Here is a 17,221-nt window from a genome sequence, read left to right as displayed (position 1 = left end):
AGGCCGACCGGCAGCGATGACATCAATTGCGGCAGGTTTGGCCCCGGCCCGGACGGGGTCAGTCGCCGCCACCTCCTCCGCAGCCCCCGCCACAACCCCCGCCGGAATCGCCTCCGCCACTGTCGCCGCTGCCATTGTCCGAGCCGCCATGGCCCGACGAACCCGAGTCGCCGCCACAGCCGCTTGAACCACAGCCGAAATGGCTGACACAGAAAGTGTCGCCGGTGCCGATGGTGCCGGGAGCTGCCTCGCAGTTGCGTCGGTAGAAGAAGCCGTCGGCGATGGCCAGCTGTGCGTCCAGGGCAAACAGCAGGGGAATGTGACTGCTGGTGCTCGGCGCGACGCCATCGCGCCTGCATGCCAGTTGCCAGGCGCGGCGGATACTATCGGCGGGAGCACTGGGGTTGGGCATCGCATCGTTGGGCGTGTGGTGCAGGAAGCGGCCGAAGCCCTTGCGGCAGAATTGCTGGTAGCGGCGGGTATAGAGAATGAACTCGTGCCAGGCCACGTCGACGGCCTGGGACGGCATGGCGACCATGCGCTTTCCGGCCATGCGGCATAGCTGGAAATATTCGCGCAAGCCTTGCAGGACCAGGCCGGTCTGCTGCGGTGTCAGGTGCGGGTAGCGCTCCAGCAGCTTGCCGCGCACGCTATCGGGAAAGCTGAACGAGGCGATGAAACGTTCGCGGGCTCGCGCATTGCGTTTACGCAGTTGCCAGAAGCCGACGCCGACCAGGGCAGCGCCAAGCAGGCTGGGGAGCAACATGTTCGTCTTCCTTTTCGAGGCGTTGACGGGCTGAAAGAGACAATTGCGGCCCACCCTGCAAACGCGAATGCCCGCTCTTCAGACTGTGTGAAAACTACTGCGCTCGGTCATGCGGCGTTAAAAAACGGCTGGAATGCCAGCCCAGTCAAAATGCTCATTTACAGCGCGTAAACTGCGCTTTTTCGCCGTTTTGCGGGGGCGCCTAGCCCTTGCCTGCCCTTCGCTCGCTACGTTTTCACACGGTCTCTCTTGCCTCATACCTGCCGCGTTTTTAATCGATTTTCCGTTTCGACGCGAGCCGACGGCAGCCGCGCGTGAACAGGTTCTCAGGCATTGGCCAGGGCGTCGTTCAGGGCGCGTTCCAGTTCGCTCTTGTAGCGCAAGTAGTTGACGGTCTGGCCGTGGTCGCCGCCGAGCACGCGGGACAGGTCCAGGTCGGTGATGTAGCAGGGGTAGCGCTCGGTTTCACGGCGCTGCTCGAGAATGTGCCGGGCAACGCTGCCGAACAGGCTCTGGCCGTACTCCAGCTCGGAGAATTCCCGGTGGTTGCAGAACAGCGTGACATGCAGGCGCCTGTCGTCGCCAGGCTCGATGATCGCTTGTACATCGTAGAAGGGATAGCTGACCGACGCCTGGGGCGCAGCGCGGCGTTCCAGGCTGCGGGCGCGCAGCGGTGGCGCCGGTAGCACCTCGTAATAGAGCAGTTCCAGGGCGGGGCGGCTGTCAACGTTCTCCAGGGGCAGCAAGGCGTTGCGACGGTAGAGCACGGATTGCAAGAAGCGCTGCAGCGGGGTCAGCAAGCTTTGCTCGTCGCGAAATGGCACGCGTTGACGCCACAACGCATTGTGCTCGTCGAGCACGCTCAGGTCGGCCTGTCCGCCATCGACCCGATAGAACACCTGGATACAATCGGCCCGGCCGGCCGGCAGGATCAGTGCGAGGTCTTCGCCTTCGAGCGCGAAAGGGTCGAGGTGCAGCGGGCTGTAGCGTGGCTGTTCCTCGCCGAGGTGTTCGACCAGGGCCGGCAGGTTATCCAGTTGCGCATGGCTGACCAGCCCAGGCTGCAACTCCAGCACGTGATAGTGCTGCTGGACCTGCAGCAGGTAGCGGCTGTAAGGCTGTTCGCGCAGGTTGACGAGCACGTCGCGCAGCAGTTCCTCGACGCGTTGGGCGATGGCCGGGGCGCGGTTGCGGCAGTAGCAACTGACGCGCAGCTCTGGCGGCGTACCGCCAGGCGGCAGGCTGTTGAGGTAATCGCGCAGGCAATCGAGCAGCGCGGTGGGGCTGTCGTAGCGGCTGACCAGCAGTTCGTTCCAACTGTTCAGGGTGACCTGGTCGAGGGTCAGCACCAGGTTCTCGCGCACCCCGGAGTAGCCTAGCGAGTCGGTGCGCTCGCTGGTCATGTGCACGTTCAACTGGCTGTGGGCCTTGAGCGGGTCGACGCCGACATTGACCAGCAGCAGGGTGCGCGACGGTTGTGCATGGCGCAGCAGGTCCGCTTCGGCGACCGCCGGCAGGGGCAGGGGGAAGGACTGCTGCAGGCTGCTGATCAGGTTGGACAGTTCGAACTCGCTCAGATCGCTCGGGCCCGGATGCAGTGACACGCGTGTGCCGCTGTCGATCACGCCGTTGCGATGACACCAGGCGAGCAGCTCGACCAGTTCCCGGGCACGCTTGAGCGGTGCGAAGTCCGGCCACTCGTGATTGGCCAGGCTGCCGCTGTAGAGCGCCCATTGGGTTTCCGCTCCAGCCTCGTCGAGGCTGGAGCAGACCAGAGTCAGGGTGTCTTCGGCCATGTCCGGGGCGATGCCGGGGTTGATGAATTCGATCTTGCCGGCCTTGCGTTCGAAGGCCGCGTACAGGCGCCGCCCGAGTACCCCGAGGTCGCGGCTGTTCAGCGGGCTGCTGGCCTGCTGGCGCTGGGCGAAGGCCGAGAGAAAGCGATAGCTGTAGGTCAGTTCGTTGACCAGCGCCCGGCGCTCGGCGCTGACCTGGCGCACCTTCCATTGGCTGCGGCTGTCGAGCAGGGTCAGTTGCCGGGCATTCCACTGCCATTCGCCGCTCAGGCGCTCCAGCAGCAGGCGCTGCCAGCTCTTGGCGCGATGGCGGGGCGGGCTGCTGATCTTCTTGTTCACCTTCAGGTACAGGCAGCGGCGGATCAGCTCCAGGCGCTCGGTTTCGCCACGGGCAACGAGGTATTCCTCCAGGCGGCGGTAGACGACGATGTAGGGGTCCAGCTCATCGAGGTCCAGTCGATTGGCGAACACCGCCTGTTTGAAGCGCAGGCTCAGGCACTTCACCTGTGGATGCTCGCTGGCGTAGACCTCGGTCAGCAGCAGCTTGAGCACGGACTTGTAGGGCGACTCGATACCCTTGAACAGTTGCCACATGCCCGCACCGATGAATTCCCCGGGCGGGATGTGCGCCAGGTGGCCGAGGTCGAGCACGTCTTCGTCGCGGATGAAGCGCTTGCTCAGCAGGAACTGTGTGTAGTGCGCATAGTTGCTTTCCTCATACACCGGCACCAGCCACCACAGTGGCGTGCGGCCGCCGAGCCAGATCGCCGTGCGGTAGAACTCGTCGAGCAACAGGTAGTGCTGGGTGGTGCCGCAGTCATCGGAGGTCAGCGGGGTTTCCCGCTCGCCGAGGGCGAAACGCTGTGGGTCGATCAGAAAGAAGTGCACTTCGGCACCGTAGGTGGCGGCCCAGGCTTCGAGCAAGCCGCATTTCTTCTGCAACTCGTGCAGGGCGCGGGCATCGAGGTTGGAGGCATGGCACAGCCATAAGTCCATGTCGCTCTGCTCGGCCTGGGCCACGGTGCCCAGGCTGCCCATCAGGAACAGGCCGTGGAGCGGTGCTGGCGCGTTGCGCCGTGGTTTGTAGCTGAACGAACGGGTCAGGCGCGAGGCTTCGGCGAGCAATTCGTCGCTGGGCTCGAAGCCGGAGAGGCCGGCCGGGGTCGAGCCGGAAACATAGCCAGGCAGCAACGGGTGGTTGACGTGCAACAGCAGCGGCAACAGCTTGAGCACCAGTTCCTGGCGCGTCGATAGCGCCTGCAGGGCCCGGGCCAGGCGGCCGGCGTTGATCTTGAGGAAACGCGCCCGCAATTGGGCGAGGACCTTGCGGTCGATACCGTCCTGGATGTCCGGGCGAATTTCCTCGGTGTGGGTCATGGACTGCTCGATCCCTGTCTGTTGCCACACAGCTTACCAGCCGCGAGATGATCGGATATCGGCAGAGACGTGGCGTTCCTTGAGGATCAGGCGTGTTGGGGGGTGAGGATGGTCAGCAGGGCCTGGGCATGTTCGGCGGCCTCTATGCCAAGGTTGGTCAGGTAGCCGCCGTCGGCCAGGCTCACCAGGCCCTTGTCGTGCAGGCGGCCGATGGCGGCCTGGAACTTGGGCGTGGCGTTGTTGTGCACCTTGATGCCCTCTTGCACGTTGCCCAGATTGAACAGGGCGAGGATTTCCAGTTCGGCGATCAGTTCGGGGGTATAGGCCATGGACGTGTGACTCCGGTTCTTTTTGTTTTCGCAGTGTAGTCGTTGTCAGTGCTCGGGGTAGCGTTGCCAGTAATCCAGAATCTGCTGGTACTGACCATTGCCGCGAATGGTGCGCATGCCCTGATCGAAGTGTTGCAGCAGTTGCTCGGCGTCCGCGTTATGGCGTGAGGCGCTGAGGTAAAGCTGGGAGTGGTGAAGTGTGGCGACCGGAGCGAATTGGCCGGCCAGCTCGGGATTCTCCAGGAACAGCGCCTGGGCCGTGCCGCGATAGGCGGCCGTGAAGTCTACGCGCCGGTGCAGCAGCATGAGAAAACCATTGAGGTCTCGCCGGACCTGGATGCGGTTGATGCCTGGGTGTTCGTCGAACAGTGCGCCATATTCATAGCCGATGGTGACGGCTACGCGGCGTGAACCCAACTGATCCAGCGCGGTGATGGGGCGTGCATCGGCCTTGCGTGCCCAGAGCAGGATATCGTCGGTGAACAGGGGCGCTTCGGACAGGCGGAACTCGCGGCTGATGCGTTCGTTCGGCGCGGTATTGAAGCACGCTGGCAGTTGGCCGACGCGGACCATCTCCATGCACCGTGCATAGGGATAGGGCACCAGTTCCACGTCGACTGCCGCCGCGGCGAAGGCCGCTCGGACGATATCGGCCGACATGCCGCTGACCTCGCCATCCTTGACGCCCGTGTAGGGATACCAGTCATCTTCGGCGCCTATGCGAATCGTGTCGGCCCGTGCGCAGGCCAGGCCCAGGCAAAGTGACAGGGCCAGCATGGCTGACAACAGCGCAGGCCACGGGCCGGTACGACACAGATCGGGCATCCGCTCTCGCATTCCATGAATGGGACGTGGGGAGGCGAACCATAGCAGCGCCGTGTCAGGCCCGGAAGCGCTCTGGATCAATCCGGCTTCAGTTTTCTTCCGGCAGTTCCGGCAGGGCGCGCAAGGCCTGCTCGTAGGCGTCCAGGTCGAAGGGTTGGTCGTCCGTCAGGTTGCGGATCGCATGGGCCAACACCAGGGCCATCAGCTCAAGGATTTCCTCGTGCTCGTAGCCGACCAGGCTGAGTTTGTTATAGGTGGCCTTGGCCGCCGCGGGGCTGCCCGCGTCCAACTGGTTTTCGATGGCCTGGACCAGAGTCGCTTCGGCGAAGGACTCTTCGCTGTCGTCATGTTCGTTCATCGTTGGCTCCTCGGCGATGGGCGCGCAGTGTGCCATGAATGGCATTGACGGCAGCAGTGCCAAGGTTAATCTGGCGCACCTGCCAGAGGAGAACAATATGCTCAAGCTCCACGGATTCGCCGTCAGCAACTACGTCAACATGGTCAAGCTCGCGCTGCTCGAGAAGGGCCTGGCTTTCGACATGGTCGAAGTATTCACCAGCCAGAATCCCGAATTCCTGGCCATCAGCCCGCGCGGCAAGGTGCCGGTGCTGGAGACCGAGCACGGCTTTATCAGCGAAACCGGAGCGATTCTCGAATACCTGGAAGACCTGGGGCAGGGGGTGCCATTGTTGCCTGCCGAGCCGTTCCAGCGTGCCCAGGTGCGTTCTCTGGCCAAGGAAATCGAGCTGTATCTGGAACTGCCCGCCCGCGCCTGCTATCCGGAGGCATTCTTCGGTGCGAGCGTGAGCGACTCGATCAAGAACAAGACCCGCGAGGAACTGCTTGGCGGTATTGCCGCACTCAAGCGCCATGGCAAGTTCGCGCCGTATGTGGCGGGCGACAGGCTGACGGTGGCCGACCTGTACTTCCTCTACAGCGTCGATCTGGCCTGCCTGGTCGCGCACAAACTGTTCGGTCTCGATCTGCTGGCCGATTTCCCCGGGGCGCGTGCACTGTTCGAACGCTTCAAGGACAACCCGAACGTGCAGCGCATCGCGGCCGAGAAGGAAGCCGGCCTGCCGGCATTCCTGGCCATGGCCCAGGCTAGGTTCAAGGCTTGAGGTGACGCGGGTCGAGGCAAAAACGGACACACGCACGATGGCCGCTATCGTCGTCATGCCCGCTCCTGCCTCGACGCGGCCGGAAAGAACCAGGTGGACCGTTTACTTGCAGGGCTCGCCGACCGCTTTCAGCGACGTCTTGAAGAACTGCAGGTTGTAGCCGGATGCCGCGGCCTGGGTGCACAGGCTGGCGTTGTAGCTGCGGTACTCGGCGATGAACACCGGTTTGCCCTGGCTGCGCAGGGTCTTGTAGGCGTCGCATTCCTTGTATTTGTAACAGCTCTCGTTGACTGCGAAGTCATAGTCGTCCGCCACGTAGGGCAGCAGCTCGATGGCGTTCTTCAGGCCCACCGACAGATTGCGCAGATGGGCATGCTTGGCCATCCAGCGGGTGAAGCTGAGTTCTTCGCCTTTGGTCAGGTTCAGTCCGTTGTCATTGTTGTAGCCATCGACATTGTCCGGGTCCACGCCGTCGCAGCCTTTGCTCACCGCCAGGTCCAGGCGCTTGGCCAGCAGATTGCGCACGTCCTGGCGGCGGATATCGAGCCAGCGTTCTCCTGCCCAGTCATCCAGCGCCTTGCCTTTGGCGGCATCCGGGTATTGGCTGGCATCTTCGCGCCAGTCCTCCCAGGTTCCGGCGCTGAAATAGCAGATGACGATACGGCCTTGGGCCTTGAGATTGGTGATGGTCGAGGTCGGTGTGTCGTACAGATCGATGTCATAGACCTGTCGATCCGGCGTTTGCAGGGTTCCATCCAGTTGCAGGTGCCAACTGCTGTCGACCGGGATCGCCAGCGGCGAGGCGCTGAGGGTGCTGCAGAACAGGGCAAGAAAGATGCTGGAGAGGCTGCGCATGACAAATTTCCTTTTGGGGGTAGCCAAAGGCCGGTCTGGATGAACCGGCCTCGTCCATGAGCTCGGGGTGAAAACGCAATGCCTTGGAGCGCAAGCTTGAGGCTAGTCGCTAAGCGCGAAGCCGTGCAGGGCATCTCCTGTCAGGCGATAAGTCGTCCATTCGTCCTGTGGGCGAGCGCCGAACGACTCGTAGAAGTCGATGGCAGGCGTGTTCCAGTCCAGCACCGACCACTCGAAACGGCCGCAGCCACGTTCTACCGCCATGCGCGCCAGGTGTTTCAACAGTGCCTTGCCCGCGCCGCAGCCCCGGTGCGCGGGGGCGACGTAGAGGTCTTCCAGGTACAGGCCGTGTTTGCCCAGCCAGGTCGAGTAGTTGAAAAAGTACACGGCGTAGCCAATGGCGACGCCGTCCTTCTCGCAGATCAGTGCATGGCTGCTGCTGTGTGCGCCGAACAGGCTGTCGCGCAGGCCGGTGGCATCGGTCTTTACCTCATGCTCGGCTTTCTCGTAGATGGCCAGGTCGATGATGAAGCGCAGGATCAGTTCGGCGTCACCGGCGTGGGCCGTGCGGATGGTCAGGGGCATGATGAATTTCGCTGTGCGTTATCAGGGAGAGAAGGCCATGACCAGCCCGACCAACCCGATCAGCAGAATGGTCAGGCTCGCGAAACCGAGCAGTTGCAGCGGCCAGACGCCGCGTAGCCGGTCGAAGTCGGCAGGCCAGAACTGGCCGCGTGGTCGATGTCCTAGGGTCAGGCCACGGGCGGCCAGCCAACCTGCGCAGTAGGTGATGCGGTTGAACATCACCTCCAGCAGGCCTTCCCCGATCAGCTCGACGATGACCCGAAGGACTTTGAACAGCAGCCTGAACAGGCCTTCCGGCAGGTCGTCGAGCATGCCGTCAGCGCTTCGCCAGCAGTTCCTTGCCGCGTGCCACGGCGGCACGCACCTGGTTCGGTGCCGTGCCGCCGATATGGTCACGGGCGCCGACCGAGCCTTCCAGGGTCAGCACGGCGAACACGTCGTCGCCGATCTGCTCGCTGAACTGGCGCAGTTCGTCCAGGCTCATCTCGGCCAGGTCCTTGCCGCTGTCCACGCCATATTTCACCGCGTGGCCGACGATTTCGTGGCAGTCGCGGAATGGCAGGCCCTTGCGCACCAGGTAGTCGGCCAGGTCGGTGGCCGTGGAGAAGCCACGGCGCGCGGCCTCGCGCATGATCTCGCGCTTGGGCTTGATCGCCGGGACCATGTCGGCGAAGGCGCGCAGGCTGTCGCGCAGGGTGTCGGCGGCGTCGAACAGCGGTTCCTTGTCTTCCTGGTTGTCCTTGTTGTAGGCCAGCGGCTGGCCTTTCATCAGGGTCAGCAGGCCGGTCAGGGCGCCGAACACGCGGCCGGTCTTGCCGCGCACCAGTTCGGGCACGTCGGGGTTTTTCTTCTGCGGCATGATCGAGGAGCCGGTGCAGAAACGATCCGGCAGGTCGATGAACTGGAACTGCGCGCTGGTCCACAGCACCAGCTCTTCAGAGAAACGCGACAGGTGCATCATCGCCAGGGAGGCGGCGGCACAGAATTCGATGGCGAAGTCACGGTCGGACACGCCGTCCAGCGAGTTGCCGCCCACGGCGTCGAAGCCCAGCAGTTCGGCGGTGATCTCGCGCTGGATCGGGTAGGTGGTGCCGGCCAGCGCAGCGCTGCCCAGCGGCATGCGGTTGGTGCGCTTGCGGCAGTCGAGCAGGCGCTCGTGGTCGCGGCTGAGCATCTCGAACCAGGCCAGCAGGTGGTGGCCGAAGGTCACCGGCTGGGCGGTCTGCAGGTGGGTGAAACCGGGCATGATGGTGTCGGCCTCGGCTTCGGCCAGCCCCAGCAGGCCCTGCTGCAGGCGAGTGATCTCGGCGAGGATCAGGTCGATCTCGTCGCGTAGCCACAAGCGGATGTCGGTGGCGACCTGGTCGTTGCGCGAGCGGCCGGTGTGCAGCTTCTTGCCGGTGACGCCGATGCGATCGGTCAGGCGCGCCTCGATGTTCATGTGCACGTCTTCCAGGTCCACGCGCCAGTCGAAGCGGCCGGCTTCGATTTCGGCCTGGATATCCTTCAGGCCGGCTTCGATGGCGTCACGCTCGTCACTGCTCAGCACGCCGACCTTGGCCAGCATGCTGGCGTGGGCGATGGAGCCCATGATGTCGTGGCGATACAGGCGCTTGTCGAACTCGACGGAGGCGGTGAAACGGGCAACGAAGGCGTCGACCGGCTCGCTGAAACGGCCGCCCCAGGACTGGTTGGTTTTCTCGGTGCTCATGTTGGAACTCGTGGCAAGGCAGGTGCGGGCCTGCGGAACGGTGAAAAAGTGTGCCGATGATAGCAGCCTTGCGAAGGAAACCGGCGCGCAGCCAGCCGGAGTGCCACAATTCGCAGCGATGATGTGACAGAAGTGGACCCGCAACCGGGCGCGTTCGGCTATCCGGTTAGCGGTCACCCTGTTTTGCCCGGCTGTAGGACAACGGCTTGCTGCCGTATTAGGTGCCCAGGAAAACTCCCGCGATGGCCAACGAAACAACCAATCACGCGCGTCCAGGCGAGGCGTACGACGATTTCTTCCTGCCCGAGCTGTGCAAGCCCGAGGCGCTGCTGTCCATGGTGCTGCTTGCGGAACTGCTGGTGCTGGTACTGGTACTGGCCGAGCCGATGCTGCCGGGTTTCAATTGGGTGCGCCTGGCCCTGGCTTCGTTGTTCGTGCAATGGATCGTGCTGCTTTCGGCTGCATTGCTGTGTCAGTTGCGTCCGTTGCTGGCCCGCCTCAACGTCGCGCTGGCCAGTGCGTTGTGTTGCGCCCTGGTCGTGGGGTTGACCCTCGCCTGTACGGCGGTCGCCGATTATTACGAGCTGGGCGGTCCGATCCAGCGTAGCGGCGAGGTCAACCTGTACCTGCGCCATGCCTTGATCAGCCTGATCATGTCGGCACTGTTGTTGCGCTACTTCTATCTGCAAAGCCAATGGCGCAAGCAGCAACAGGCCGAGCTGCGCGCGCGCATCGAGTCGCTGCAGGCGCGCATTCGCCCGCATTTCCTGTTCAACAGCCTGAACAGCATCGCCAGCCTGGTGGTGGTCGATCCGTACAAGGCCGAGCAGGCCGTGCTGGACCTTTCCGACCTGTTCCGCGCCAGTCTGGCCAGGCCTGGCGCGTTGGTGAGCTGGAAAGAAGAGTTGGAGCTGGCGCGCAGATATTTGTCTATCGAGCAATACCGGCTTGGCGAGCGACTACAGTTGCAATGGCAGGTCGACGATATTCCGGATGATCTGCCGATACCGCAACTGACCTTGCAACCTTTGCTGGAGAATGCCTTGATCTATGGTATCCAGCCGCGTATTGAAGGTGGTCTGGTGGCGGTGGAGGGGCAATACGAAAACGGGGTCTTAAGGCTCGTTGTGAGCAACCCCTATGACGAGAGCGCCGAGCGACAGCCGTCGCGCGGGACCCGGCAGGCGTTGGTGAACATTGATGCGCGTCTTGCGGCACTTTTCGGGCCGCGAGCTAGTCTCAGCGTGGAGCGCCGTGACGGCCGCCACTTCACCTGTCTACGCTATCCTTGTGCGAGACTCACGCAGGAAGCCAGAGCAATATGAATGTGCTGATTGTCGATGACGAACCCCTGGCCCGAGAGCGACTCAGTCGACTCGTGGGCGACCTCGAAGGCTGTCGTGTCCTCGAGCCTGCCGCTGGCAATGGCGAGGAGGCGTTGACCCTGATCGACAGCCTCAAGCCGGATGTCGTGCTGCTGGATATCCGCATGCCTGGCCTCGACGGCCTGCAGGTCGCGGCCAAGCTGTGCGAGCGCGAGGCGCCGCCTGCGGTGATCTTCTGCACCGCCCATGACGAGTTCGCCCTGGAGGCGTTCCAGGTCAGTGCGGTCGGCTACCTGGTCAAGCCGGTGCGGCCCGAGGCCTTGTCCGAGGCGCTGAAGAAAGCCGAGCGCCCCAATCGGGTGCAGCTCGCGGCACTGACCCGCCCCGCCGCGGTGAATGGTGCCGGGCCTCGCAGCCACATCAGCGCGCGGACCCGCAAGGGCATCGAGCTGATTCCCCTGGAGCATGTGATCTATTTCATCGCCGATCACAAGTACGTGACCCTGCGCCATGACGACGGCGAAGTGTTGCTGGACGAGCCGCTCAAGTCCCTGGAGGACGAGTTCGGCGATCGTTTCGTGCGCATCCACCGCAATGCGCTGGTCGCGCGTGATCGCATCGAGCGCCTGCAGCGTACGCCGCTCGGTCATTTCCAGCTCTATCTCAAGGGGCTCAATGGCGAGCCGCTCACCGTCAGTCGTCGGCACGTGGCTGGGGTGCGCAAGCTGATGCACAACCTGTAGGGTTTTCGATGAAGAGCGCTGGAGTGGGTGGGCCGTTTCCCCCACCAGCGCTTTTTCCGTTTCAGCGGGCGCGGCAATCCGCTCCCGCCCTCGATCGAAAGGGCCTGTTATCATTCCGGCATCTCGTTTTCCGGAATCCACCATGTCTCGCGAAATCCGCATCGCCACCCGCAAGAGTGCCCTGGCCCTGTGGCAGGCCGAATACGTCAAGGCGCGCCTGGAGCAGGCGCATCCCGGGGTGCGGGTCAGCCTGGTGCCGATGGTCAGCCGTGGCGACAAGCTGCTCGACGCGCCGTTGGCGAAAATCGGTGGCAAGGGCCTGTTCGTCAAGGAGCTGGAAACCGCGTTGCTGGAAAACGAAGCCGACATCGCTGTGCACTCGATGAAGGACGTGCCGATGGATTTTCCGGAAGGCCTGGGATTGTTCTGCATCTGTGAGCGCGAAGACCCGCGCGATGCCTTCGTCTCCAATACCTACGCCAACCTCGATGCACTGCCGGCCGGCGCCGTGGTCGGCACTTCCAGCCTGCGCCGCCAGGCGCAGTTGCTGGCGCGTCGCCCCGATTTGAAGATCCAGTTCCTGCGCGGCAATGTGAACACCCGCCTGGCCAAGCTCGATGCCGGCGAGTACGACGCCATCATCCTGGCCGCTGCCGGCCTGATCCGCCTGGGTTTCGAGGCACGCATCCGTGACTTCATCAGCGCCGAAGACAGCCTGCCTGCCGGTGGCCAGGGCGCGGTCGGCATCGAGTGCCGCAGTGCCGATGCCGACGTGCAGGCCTTGCTCGCCCCGCTGCACCACGGCGAGACCGCCGCGCGGGTCAATGCCGAGCGGGCGATGAACAAACACCTCAATGGCGGCTGCCAGGTGCCCATCGCCTGCTATGCGTTGCTTGAGGGCGATCAATTGTGGCTGCGTGGCCTGGTCGGCCAGCCAGACGGCAGCCTGCTGCTGCGTGCCGAGGCCCGCGCGGCATCCGGGGAGGCCGAGCGATTGGGCATCAGCGTGGCCGAGCAACTCCTTCAGCAGGGCGCCGCCGCGATTCTCGACGCGGTCTATGGCGAGGCCGGCCAGCCGTGACCGCCTGGCGCGTGCTGCTGACCCGCCCCGCTGCCGAGAACGAGACACTGGAGGTCGCGCTGGATCATGCCGGCATTGCCAGCGCGACGTTACCCTTGCTGGAAATCGAGGCGCTGGAGGAAACTGGTGAGCAGCGCAGCCTGATCATGGAGCTGGATCGTTACCAGGCCGTTATCGTGGTCAGCAAGCCCGCCGCCCGTATCGGTCTGGAACGGGTCGATCGGCTGTGGCCGCAGCCTCCGATATACCTGCGCTGGTTCGCCGTGGGCGCCGGGACCGCAGCGATTCTCGATGACTACGGTGTCGATGTGCGGTATCCGGATAGCGGCGAAGACAGCGAGGCATTGTTGGCGATGCCGGCGCTGGACGAGGCGTTGCAGGCGCCGATCCCCCGTGCATTGATCCTGCGCGGGGAGGGCGGTCGTGAACTGATTGCCGAGACCTTGCGCGAGCGGGGCGTTGCGGTCGACTATCTGCCCCTTTACCGGCGGGTGCTGCCTGAATACCCGGCTGGCACCCTGATGCAGAAGATTCAAGCGGAACGACTGAACGCCGTATTGGTCAGCAGTGCTCAGGGACTGGAACATTTACGTCGGTTGGCCGCCGATGCCTGGAAGCAGGTGGCCGGCATGACCCTGCTGGTGCCCAGCGCCCGCGTCGCCGAACGGGCCCGCGAGGCTGGCGCCAGATGTGTGATCGAGTGTCGCGGCGCCAGTGCTGCGGCTGTTGTGTCGGCCTTGCAGAACACCGCGCCGACCACCCACTGATAAAGGATGGACATGTGAGCGAGACAGCCTTGCCGAGCACGGAAACCAAACCTGCCGATACGCCTGCAGCAGCCAAGGCACCGCCGCCCGCCAAGGGCGGCAATACCGTCGCCGCCCTGGCGCTGATCGTCGGCCTGGCCGCGCTTGCCGCCGGCGGCTGGAGCGCCTGGCAGTTCCAGCAGCAAAAGGTCATCGCCCAGCAGCACCTGGGACAGCTGGAAAGCAACAACGCCGCGGCGCGCGATCAGTTCAAGGCCATCGAAGGCAGCGTTCTCAAGCGCATGGCCGGGCTGCCCTCTGCGGCCGAGCTGGGCGAGCAGCGCGATCTGGTAATGAACCTGCAGAGCGATCAGCAACGCCTGGCGCAAAACCTCTCCGACGTCTTGAGCAAGAGCCGTGAGGACTGGCGCCTGGCCGAATCTGAACACTTGCTGCGCCTGGCGACCCTGCGCCTCAGTGCGTTGCAGGACGTGCCCAGCGCCACGGCGCTGATCGAGGGCGCGGACCAGATCCTGCGTGAGCAGAACGATCCACAGGCGTTCGCTGCCCGTGGCGAGTTGATCAAGGTCATCGAAGGCCTGCGGGCCTTGCCGGAACTCGACCGTAGCGGCCTGTTCCTGCAGCTCGCGGCGCTCCGGGGGCAGGTCAACGGCCTGCAGGAGCTGGTGCCGGAATACATCCTCAGCCCGGAGCAACCGACCAAGGCCAGCGCCAACGACACCAGCCGCTGGAATGAGCTCTGGGATCAGTTGTCGCGATACGTGCGCCTGGACCTGCAGGCCGACCAGGACATCCGTCCGCAACTGGCCGGCCAGAGCCTGGCCCAGGTGCGCCTGACCCTGGGCCTGGCCATCGAGCAGGCGCAGTGGGCGGCGCTCAATGGCCAGCCCCAGGTCTATCGCCAGGCGCTGGACGCCGCTCAGGATGTGCTGCGTACCTATTTCGACGCCAACAACCCATCCGTGCAGGCCATGCAGGCACGCCTCGGCGAACTGGCCGGGCATCCGGTCAGCGTGCAACTGCCAAGCCTGGACAAGGCGCTGACCACCCTGCGTGCCTACATCAAGCAGCGCGAGACGGCTGCGCTGGAGGCTCCCAAGGCTGAGCAGGAGAGCGGACAATGATCCGTTTCCTGATCTGGCTGGCGCTGATCCTGGCGGTGCTCGGTGGCCTGGGCTGGGCGATCCACGCGCACAGCGGTTATGTGCTGATCGCCTGGCGCAACGTGCGCTACGAGTCCAGCCTCTGGGTGTTCCTCGGCATCATTGTCCTGGCCTGGCTGGCGCTTTGGCTGATCCGCTGGGTCAGCAAGGTGCTGCTGGTATCCGGTGGCCTGGTCAACCCATGGTCGCGGCACAATCATTACCGCCGCCAGCGCGCGGCTGCCGAGAAAGGCTTGCTGGAGCTGGCCGAGGGGCGCTGGGAGCAGGCTGTTCGCCACCTGCCGCTGGCAGCGCGAGGCGAGACTCAACCGTTGCCCTACTACCTGGGGGCGGCCCGGGCTGCAAATGAACTGGGCCGGCACGAGCAAAGCGATGAGTTCCTTGAGCACGCGCTGCAGCGCCAGCCCCAGGCCGAGTTGGCGGTAGCCCTGACCCATGCAGAGTTGCAACGGGATCGTGGCGATTCGGCCGCCGCGGTCGAGACGCTGCAAGTGATGCGCGAGCGTCATCCTCACCAGCCACGCGTGCTGCATGCGTTGCAGGAGCTGCTGGTCGAGCGGGGGGAGTGGCCAGCGCTGCTTGCCCTGCTGCCTGAACTGCGCAAGGGGCGGGTGTTGGCCGGTGATGAGCTGGCAGAGCTGGAGCGCAAGGTCTGGCAGGGGCGCCTGGTCGAAGCCGGCGCGGATGGCCAGGAGCGTGGCGAAACGGCCCTGCAACCGTTGACAGCGGCCTGGCAGGAGCTGTCATCCGCCCAGCGCAACGAGCCCGGCCTGATCGCCGCCTATGCTGGCCAGCTACGGCTGCTCGGTGCCCAAGAGGAAGCGGAAGAGGTGGTGCGCAAGGCGTTCAAGCAGCATTACGATCCGCGCCTGGTCCAGTTGTACGGATTGCTGCGCGGGCGTGACCCGGCGCGCCAGTTGCAGACTGCCGAAGGCCTGCTCAAGCAACACGAAGGCGATCCCCTGCTGCTGCTGTGCCTGGGGCGCCTGTGCCTGCAGAACAGCTTGTGGGGCAAGGCGCGCGAGTATTTCGAACTGAGCCTGAGCTTCTCTCACAGCATCGATGCCCGTGTCGAACTGGCCCGGCTGCTGGCGGCCCAGGGGGAGTTGCAGGCGAGCAACCGCCTGCTGCTGGACAGTTTCGCATCGCAGGTAGAGCTGCCGCTGCCACGTCAGGCCATTTGAGCGGTCGAATCCGCACTGCGTTGAGGAGACATGCGGCGTCTGGTCACTGACGAGGCGTCGCGTTGTGTCTTGAAAGGCGGGCGGCCTTTCCTCTACCGTAATCGCCTTTCCCGCCCCCCTCTCGGAGTTCCCATGGCCCTGGCCAAACCACGCACCCTGTTTCTTATCGTGTTTCTCGGCTGCGTCGGGTTGATGGGCGTCGCGCTCTATCTGGAGCACGTGGTCGGCCTGGAGCCGTGCCCGATGTGCATCGTCCAGCGCATCTGCCTGATCGCCGTAGGGCTGGTCAGCCTGGTGGCAGCCTTGCACGCTCCGGGTGGCGTGGGGCGCCGTATCTACTCGGTGCTGATGGTGTTGTTCGCTGTCGCCGGCGCAGGTACCGCCGCGCGCCAGGTGTGGCTGCAAAGCGTGCCGCCCGAGCAACTCGAGGCGTGCCTGCCAAGCCTGGAGTTCATGATGGATGCCCTGCCACTGCAGGAAATCGTCCGCCTGGTGTTCCATGGCACCGCCGACTGCGCCGAGGTCAGCTGGACCCTGTTCAGCCTCAGCCTGCCGGAGTGGAGCCTGTTGGCTTTCCTTGGCCTGATCCTTGTCGGCCTTTATCAGTTGTTCCGCCGTCGGGTCTGAGCGAATTCCCAGGCGAAACATCCACCTAGACGGCGTTACGCAGCGCTGTGAGCGAATGTTGGTCAAATCAACCCAGCCGGTGACTTGAAGCGCACGGCTTCGGGGCATACTCTGGCCCTCACACTTCGTCGTCGAAGACGGGGGGTTACGCTGGGAGTCCGGATGGGCCACATGACCAGCATCCACCAGAGGGAAGTGAGGACATCATGCTCGAGACCTGCCAGAACGCCCAGGAGCGCTGGGGCGGCGTACACCAACTGATCGATCGTTGGCTCCAGGAACGACACGAACTGGTCAGCGCCTTCGCGCTGCTCGACGGGGGCCCGGCCGGCGAAGTCTCCAATACCCCGGACCTGCACCGTTTTTGTGAAATCCTGGTTGACTACGTCTCGGCAGGGCACTTCGAAGTCTACGAACAGCTCACTACCGAGGCCACTTCATTCGGAGACCAACGCGGTCTCGAACTGGCCAAGCAGATCTACCCGCGCATCGAGGCGATCACTGAAGTGGCCTTGGCGTTCAATGACCGCTGCGACCAGCAGGATTGCGGCGACAGTTCCTCGCTGAGCGCTGAGCTCAAGCGTCTCGGGCAACTGCTGCATGAGCGCTTCGAACTGGAAGACTGCCTCATCGAGGTGCTGCACAACGCGCATCGGCAAAAGGCGGCCGCTACCGCCTGAGTCTTTCACTCGGCCACCTCCAGCAGGTCGATATTGCTGACTTCCGCATGCAAGCGCTCGTCGATTCTCGCGCCAAGGCTGTAGGCCATAGCGCTGCGAGCCTGTGATGGCGCGGCCTGCAGCACAAGCGGAATCAGGCAGGGAAACAGCAGCGAACGATGGGTCGTGACGATTTTTCGAAAAAAATATGCTTAATTGTGCTCGTCGTGAACTTTGTCAGAGTCAGGTGGCTAGCGGCTTGCGGGCCATTTGTCTAGTATGTGACCACCTATGTCCGCCGGAGGCA

The 17,221-nt window shown here is 64.0% G+C and carries 18 protein-coding genes; 9 read left to right on the top strand and 9 right to left on the bottom strand.

Features of this window, described 5'->3' with window-relative positions; genetic code table 11:
- Positions 1 to 58 precede the first annotated feature (58 nt).
- From ACSZPK_RS00810 to ACSZPK_RS00790, 5 genes are all read right to left on the bottom strand, one after another.
- The gene (locus tag ACSZPK_RS00810) at positions 59 to 766 is read right to left on the bottom strand and encodes a glycine-rich domain-containing protein (protein WP_437879503.1); all 708 of its coding nucleotides are present in this window, start codon (positions 764 to 766) and stop codon (positions 59 to 61) included.
- Between the two features lie 326 nt (positions 767 to 1,092).
- Complete coding sequence (locus tag ACSZPK_RS00805) at positions 1,093 to 3,939, bottom strand: class I adenylate cyclase (protein WP_437879502.1); 2,847 nt, start codon at positions 3,937 to 3,939, stop codon at positions 1,093 to 1,095.
- A gap of 86 nt (positions 3,940 to 4,025) precedes the next feature.
- Entirely contained in the window at positions 4,026 to 4,268 is a 243-nt protein-coding gene (locus tag ACSZPK_RS00800) for a TIGR02647 family protein (protein WP_437879501.1), read from the bottom strand.
- Positions 4,269 to 4,313: 45 nt separating this feature from the next.
- Entirely contained in the window at positions 4,314 to 5,093 is a 780-nt protein-coding gene (locus ACSZPK_RS00795; RefSeq protein ID WP_437879500.1) for a substrate-binding periplasmic protein, read from the bottom strand.
- A gap of 88 nt (positions 5,094 to 5,181) precedes the next feature.
- Positions 5,182 to 5,451 carry a hypothetical protein gene (locus ACSZPK_RS00790; protein ID WP_437879499.1) on the bottom strand — a complete coding sequence of 90 codons (270 nt, stop codon included), beginning with the start codon at positions 5,449 to 5,451 and terminating at the stop codon, positions 5,182 to 5,184.
- 97 nt (positions 5,452 to 5,548) lie between these two features.
- Here ACSZPK_RS00790 and ACSZPK_RS00785 point away from each other — a divergent pair, with 97 nt between their 5' ends.
- Positions 5,549 to 6,214 carry a glutathione S-transferase family protein gene (locus tag ACSZPK_RS00785; protein ID WP_437879498.1) on the top strand — a complete coding sequence of 222 codons (666 nt, stop codon included), beginning with the start codon at positions 5,549 to 5,551 and terminating at the stop codon, positions 6,212 to 6,214.
- Positions 6,215 to 6,316: 102 nt separating this feature from the next.
- Here the strand turns inward: ACSZPK_RS00785 and ACSZPK_RS00780 are convergent, their stop codons facing one another.
- The 4 genes from ACSZPK_RS00780 to argH all read right to left on the bottom strand — a co-directional run bounded on the left by ACSZPK_RS00780 (position 6,317) and on the right by argH (position 9,365).
- Positions 6,317 to 7,069 carry an endo alpha-1,4 polygalactosaminidase gene (locus tag ACSZPK_RS00780; RefSeq protein ID WP_437879497.1) on the bottom strand — a complete coding sequence of 251 codons (753 nt, stop codon included), beginning with the start codon at positions 7,067 to 7,069 and terminating at the stop codon, positions 6,317 to 6,319.
- A gap of 102 nt (positions 7,070 to 7,171) precedes the next feature.
- Positions 7,172 to 7,654: an N-acetyltransferase family protein gene (locus tag ACSZPK_RS00775; protein WP_437879496.1), complete on the bottom strand. Its 483-nt coding sequence runs from the start codon at positions 7,652 to 7,654 to the stop codon at positions 7,172 to 7,174.
- Between the two features lie 21 nt (positions 7,655 to 7,675).
- Positions 7,676 to 7,966: a hypothetical protein gene (locus ACSZPK_RS00770; RefSeq protein ID WP_437879495.1), complete on the bottom strand. Its 291-nt coding sequence runs from the start codon at positions 7,964 to 7,966 to the stop codon at positions 7,676 to 7,678.
- A gap of 4 nt (positions 7,967 to 7,970) precedes the next feature.
- Complete coding sequence (gene argH, locus ACSZPK_RS00765; RefSeq protein ID WP_437879494.1) at positions 7,971 to 9,365, bottom strand: argininosuccinate lyase; 1,395 nt, start codon at positions 9,363 to 9,365, stop codon at positions 7,971 to 7,973.
- 242 nt (positions 9,366 to 9,607) lie between these two features.
- On the opposite strand from argH, the gene ACSZPK_RS00760 reads away from it, so the two are divergent.
- From ACSZPK_RS00760 to rsd, 8 genes are all read left to right on the top strand, one after another.
- Positions 9,608 to 10,690, top strand: a complete 1,083-nt coding sequence (locus tag ACSZPK_RS00760) for a sensor histidine kinase (RefSeq protein WP_437879493.1) — start codon at positions 9,608 to 9,610, stop codon at positions 10,688 to 10,690.
- Positions 10,687 to 11,433: a LytR/AlgR family response regulator transcription factor gene (locus tag ACSZPK_RS00755; RefSeq protein WP_437879492.1), complete on the top strand. Its 747-nt coding sequence runs from the start codon at positions 10,687 to 10,689 to the stop codon at positions 11,431 to 11,433. The genes ACSZPK_RS00760 and ACSZPK_RS00755 overlap by 4 nt, the downstream gene beginning before the upstream one ends.
- 142 nt (positions 11,434 to 11,575) lie before the next feature.
- Positions 11,576 to 12,514 carry a hydroxymethylbilane synthase gene (gene hemC, locus ACSZPK_RS00750; protein WP_437879491.1) on the top strand — a complete coding sequence of 313 codons (939 nt, stop codon included), beginning with the start codon at positions 11,576 to 11,578 and terminating at the stop codon, positions 12,512 to 12,514.
- Positions 12,511 to 13,281, top strand: coding sequence for a uroporphyrinogen-III synthase (locus ACSZPK_RS00745; protein WP_437879490.1), 771 nt, complete (start codon positions 12,511 to 12,513; stop codon positions 13,279 to 13,281). Before hemC ends, ACSZPK_RS00745 begins: the two co-directional genes overlap by 4 nt.
- A 14-nt stretch (positions 13,282 to 13,295) precedes the next feature.
- Positions 13,296 to 14,405 carry a uroporphyrinogen-III C-methyltransferase gene (locus ACSZPK_RS00740; protein ID WP_437879489.1) on the top strand — a complete coding sequence of 370 codons (1,110 nt, stop codon included), beginning with the start codon at positions 13,296 to 13,298 and terminating at the stop codon, positions 14,403 to 14,405.
- Positions 14,402 to 15,628, top strand: a complete 1,227-nt coding sequence (locus ACSZPK_RS00735) for a heme biosynthesis HemY N-terminal domain-containing protein (protein ID WP_437879488.1) — start codon at positions 14,402 to 14,404, stop codon at positions 15,626 to 15,628. Before ACSZPK_RS00740 ends, ACSZPK_RS00735 begins: the two co-directional genes overlap by 4 nt.
- A 132-nt stretch (positions 15,629 to 15,760) precedes the next feature.
- Entirely contained in the window at positions 15,761 to 16,255 is a 495-nt protein-coding gene (locus tag ACSZPK_RS00730; RefSeq protein ID WP_437879487.1) for a disulfide bond formation protein B, read from the top strand.
- A gap of 206 nt (positions 16,256 to 16,461) precedes the next feature.
- Positions 16,462 to 16,935, top strand: a complete 474-nt coding sequence (gene rsd / locus ACSZPK_RS00725) for a sigma D regulator (protein WP_437879486.1) — start codon at positions 16,462 to 16,464, stop codon at positions 16,933 to 16,935.
- Positions 16,936 to 17,221 lie beyond the last annotated feature (286 nt).

The organism is Pseudomonas sp. LRF_L74 (genome assembly GCF_965644255.1).
GTDB lineage: Bacteria > Pseudomonadota > Gammaproteobacteria > Pseudomonadales > Pseudomonadaceae > Aquipseudomonas.
Note: the sequence above shows the minus strand (reverse complement) of the source record. Positions and strands in the feature narration are given on the sequence as shown.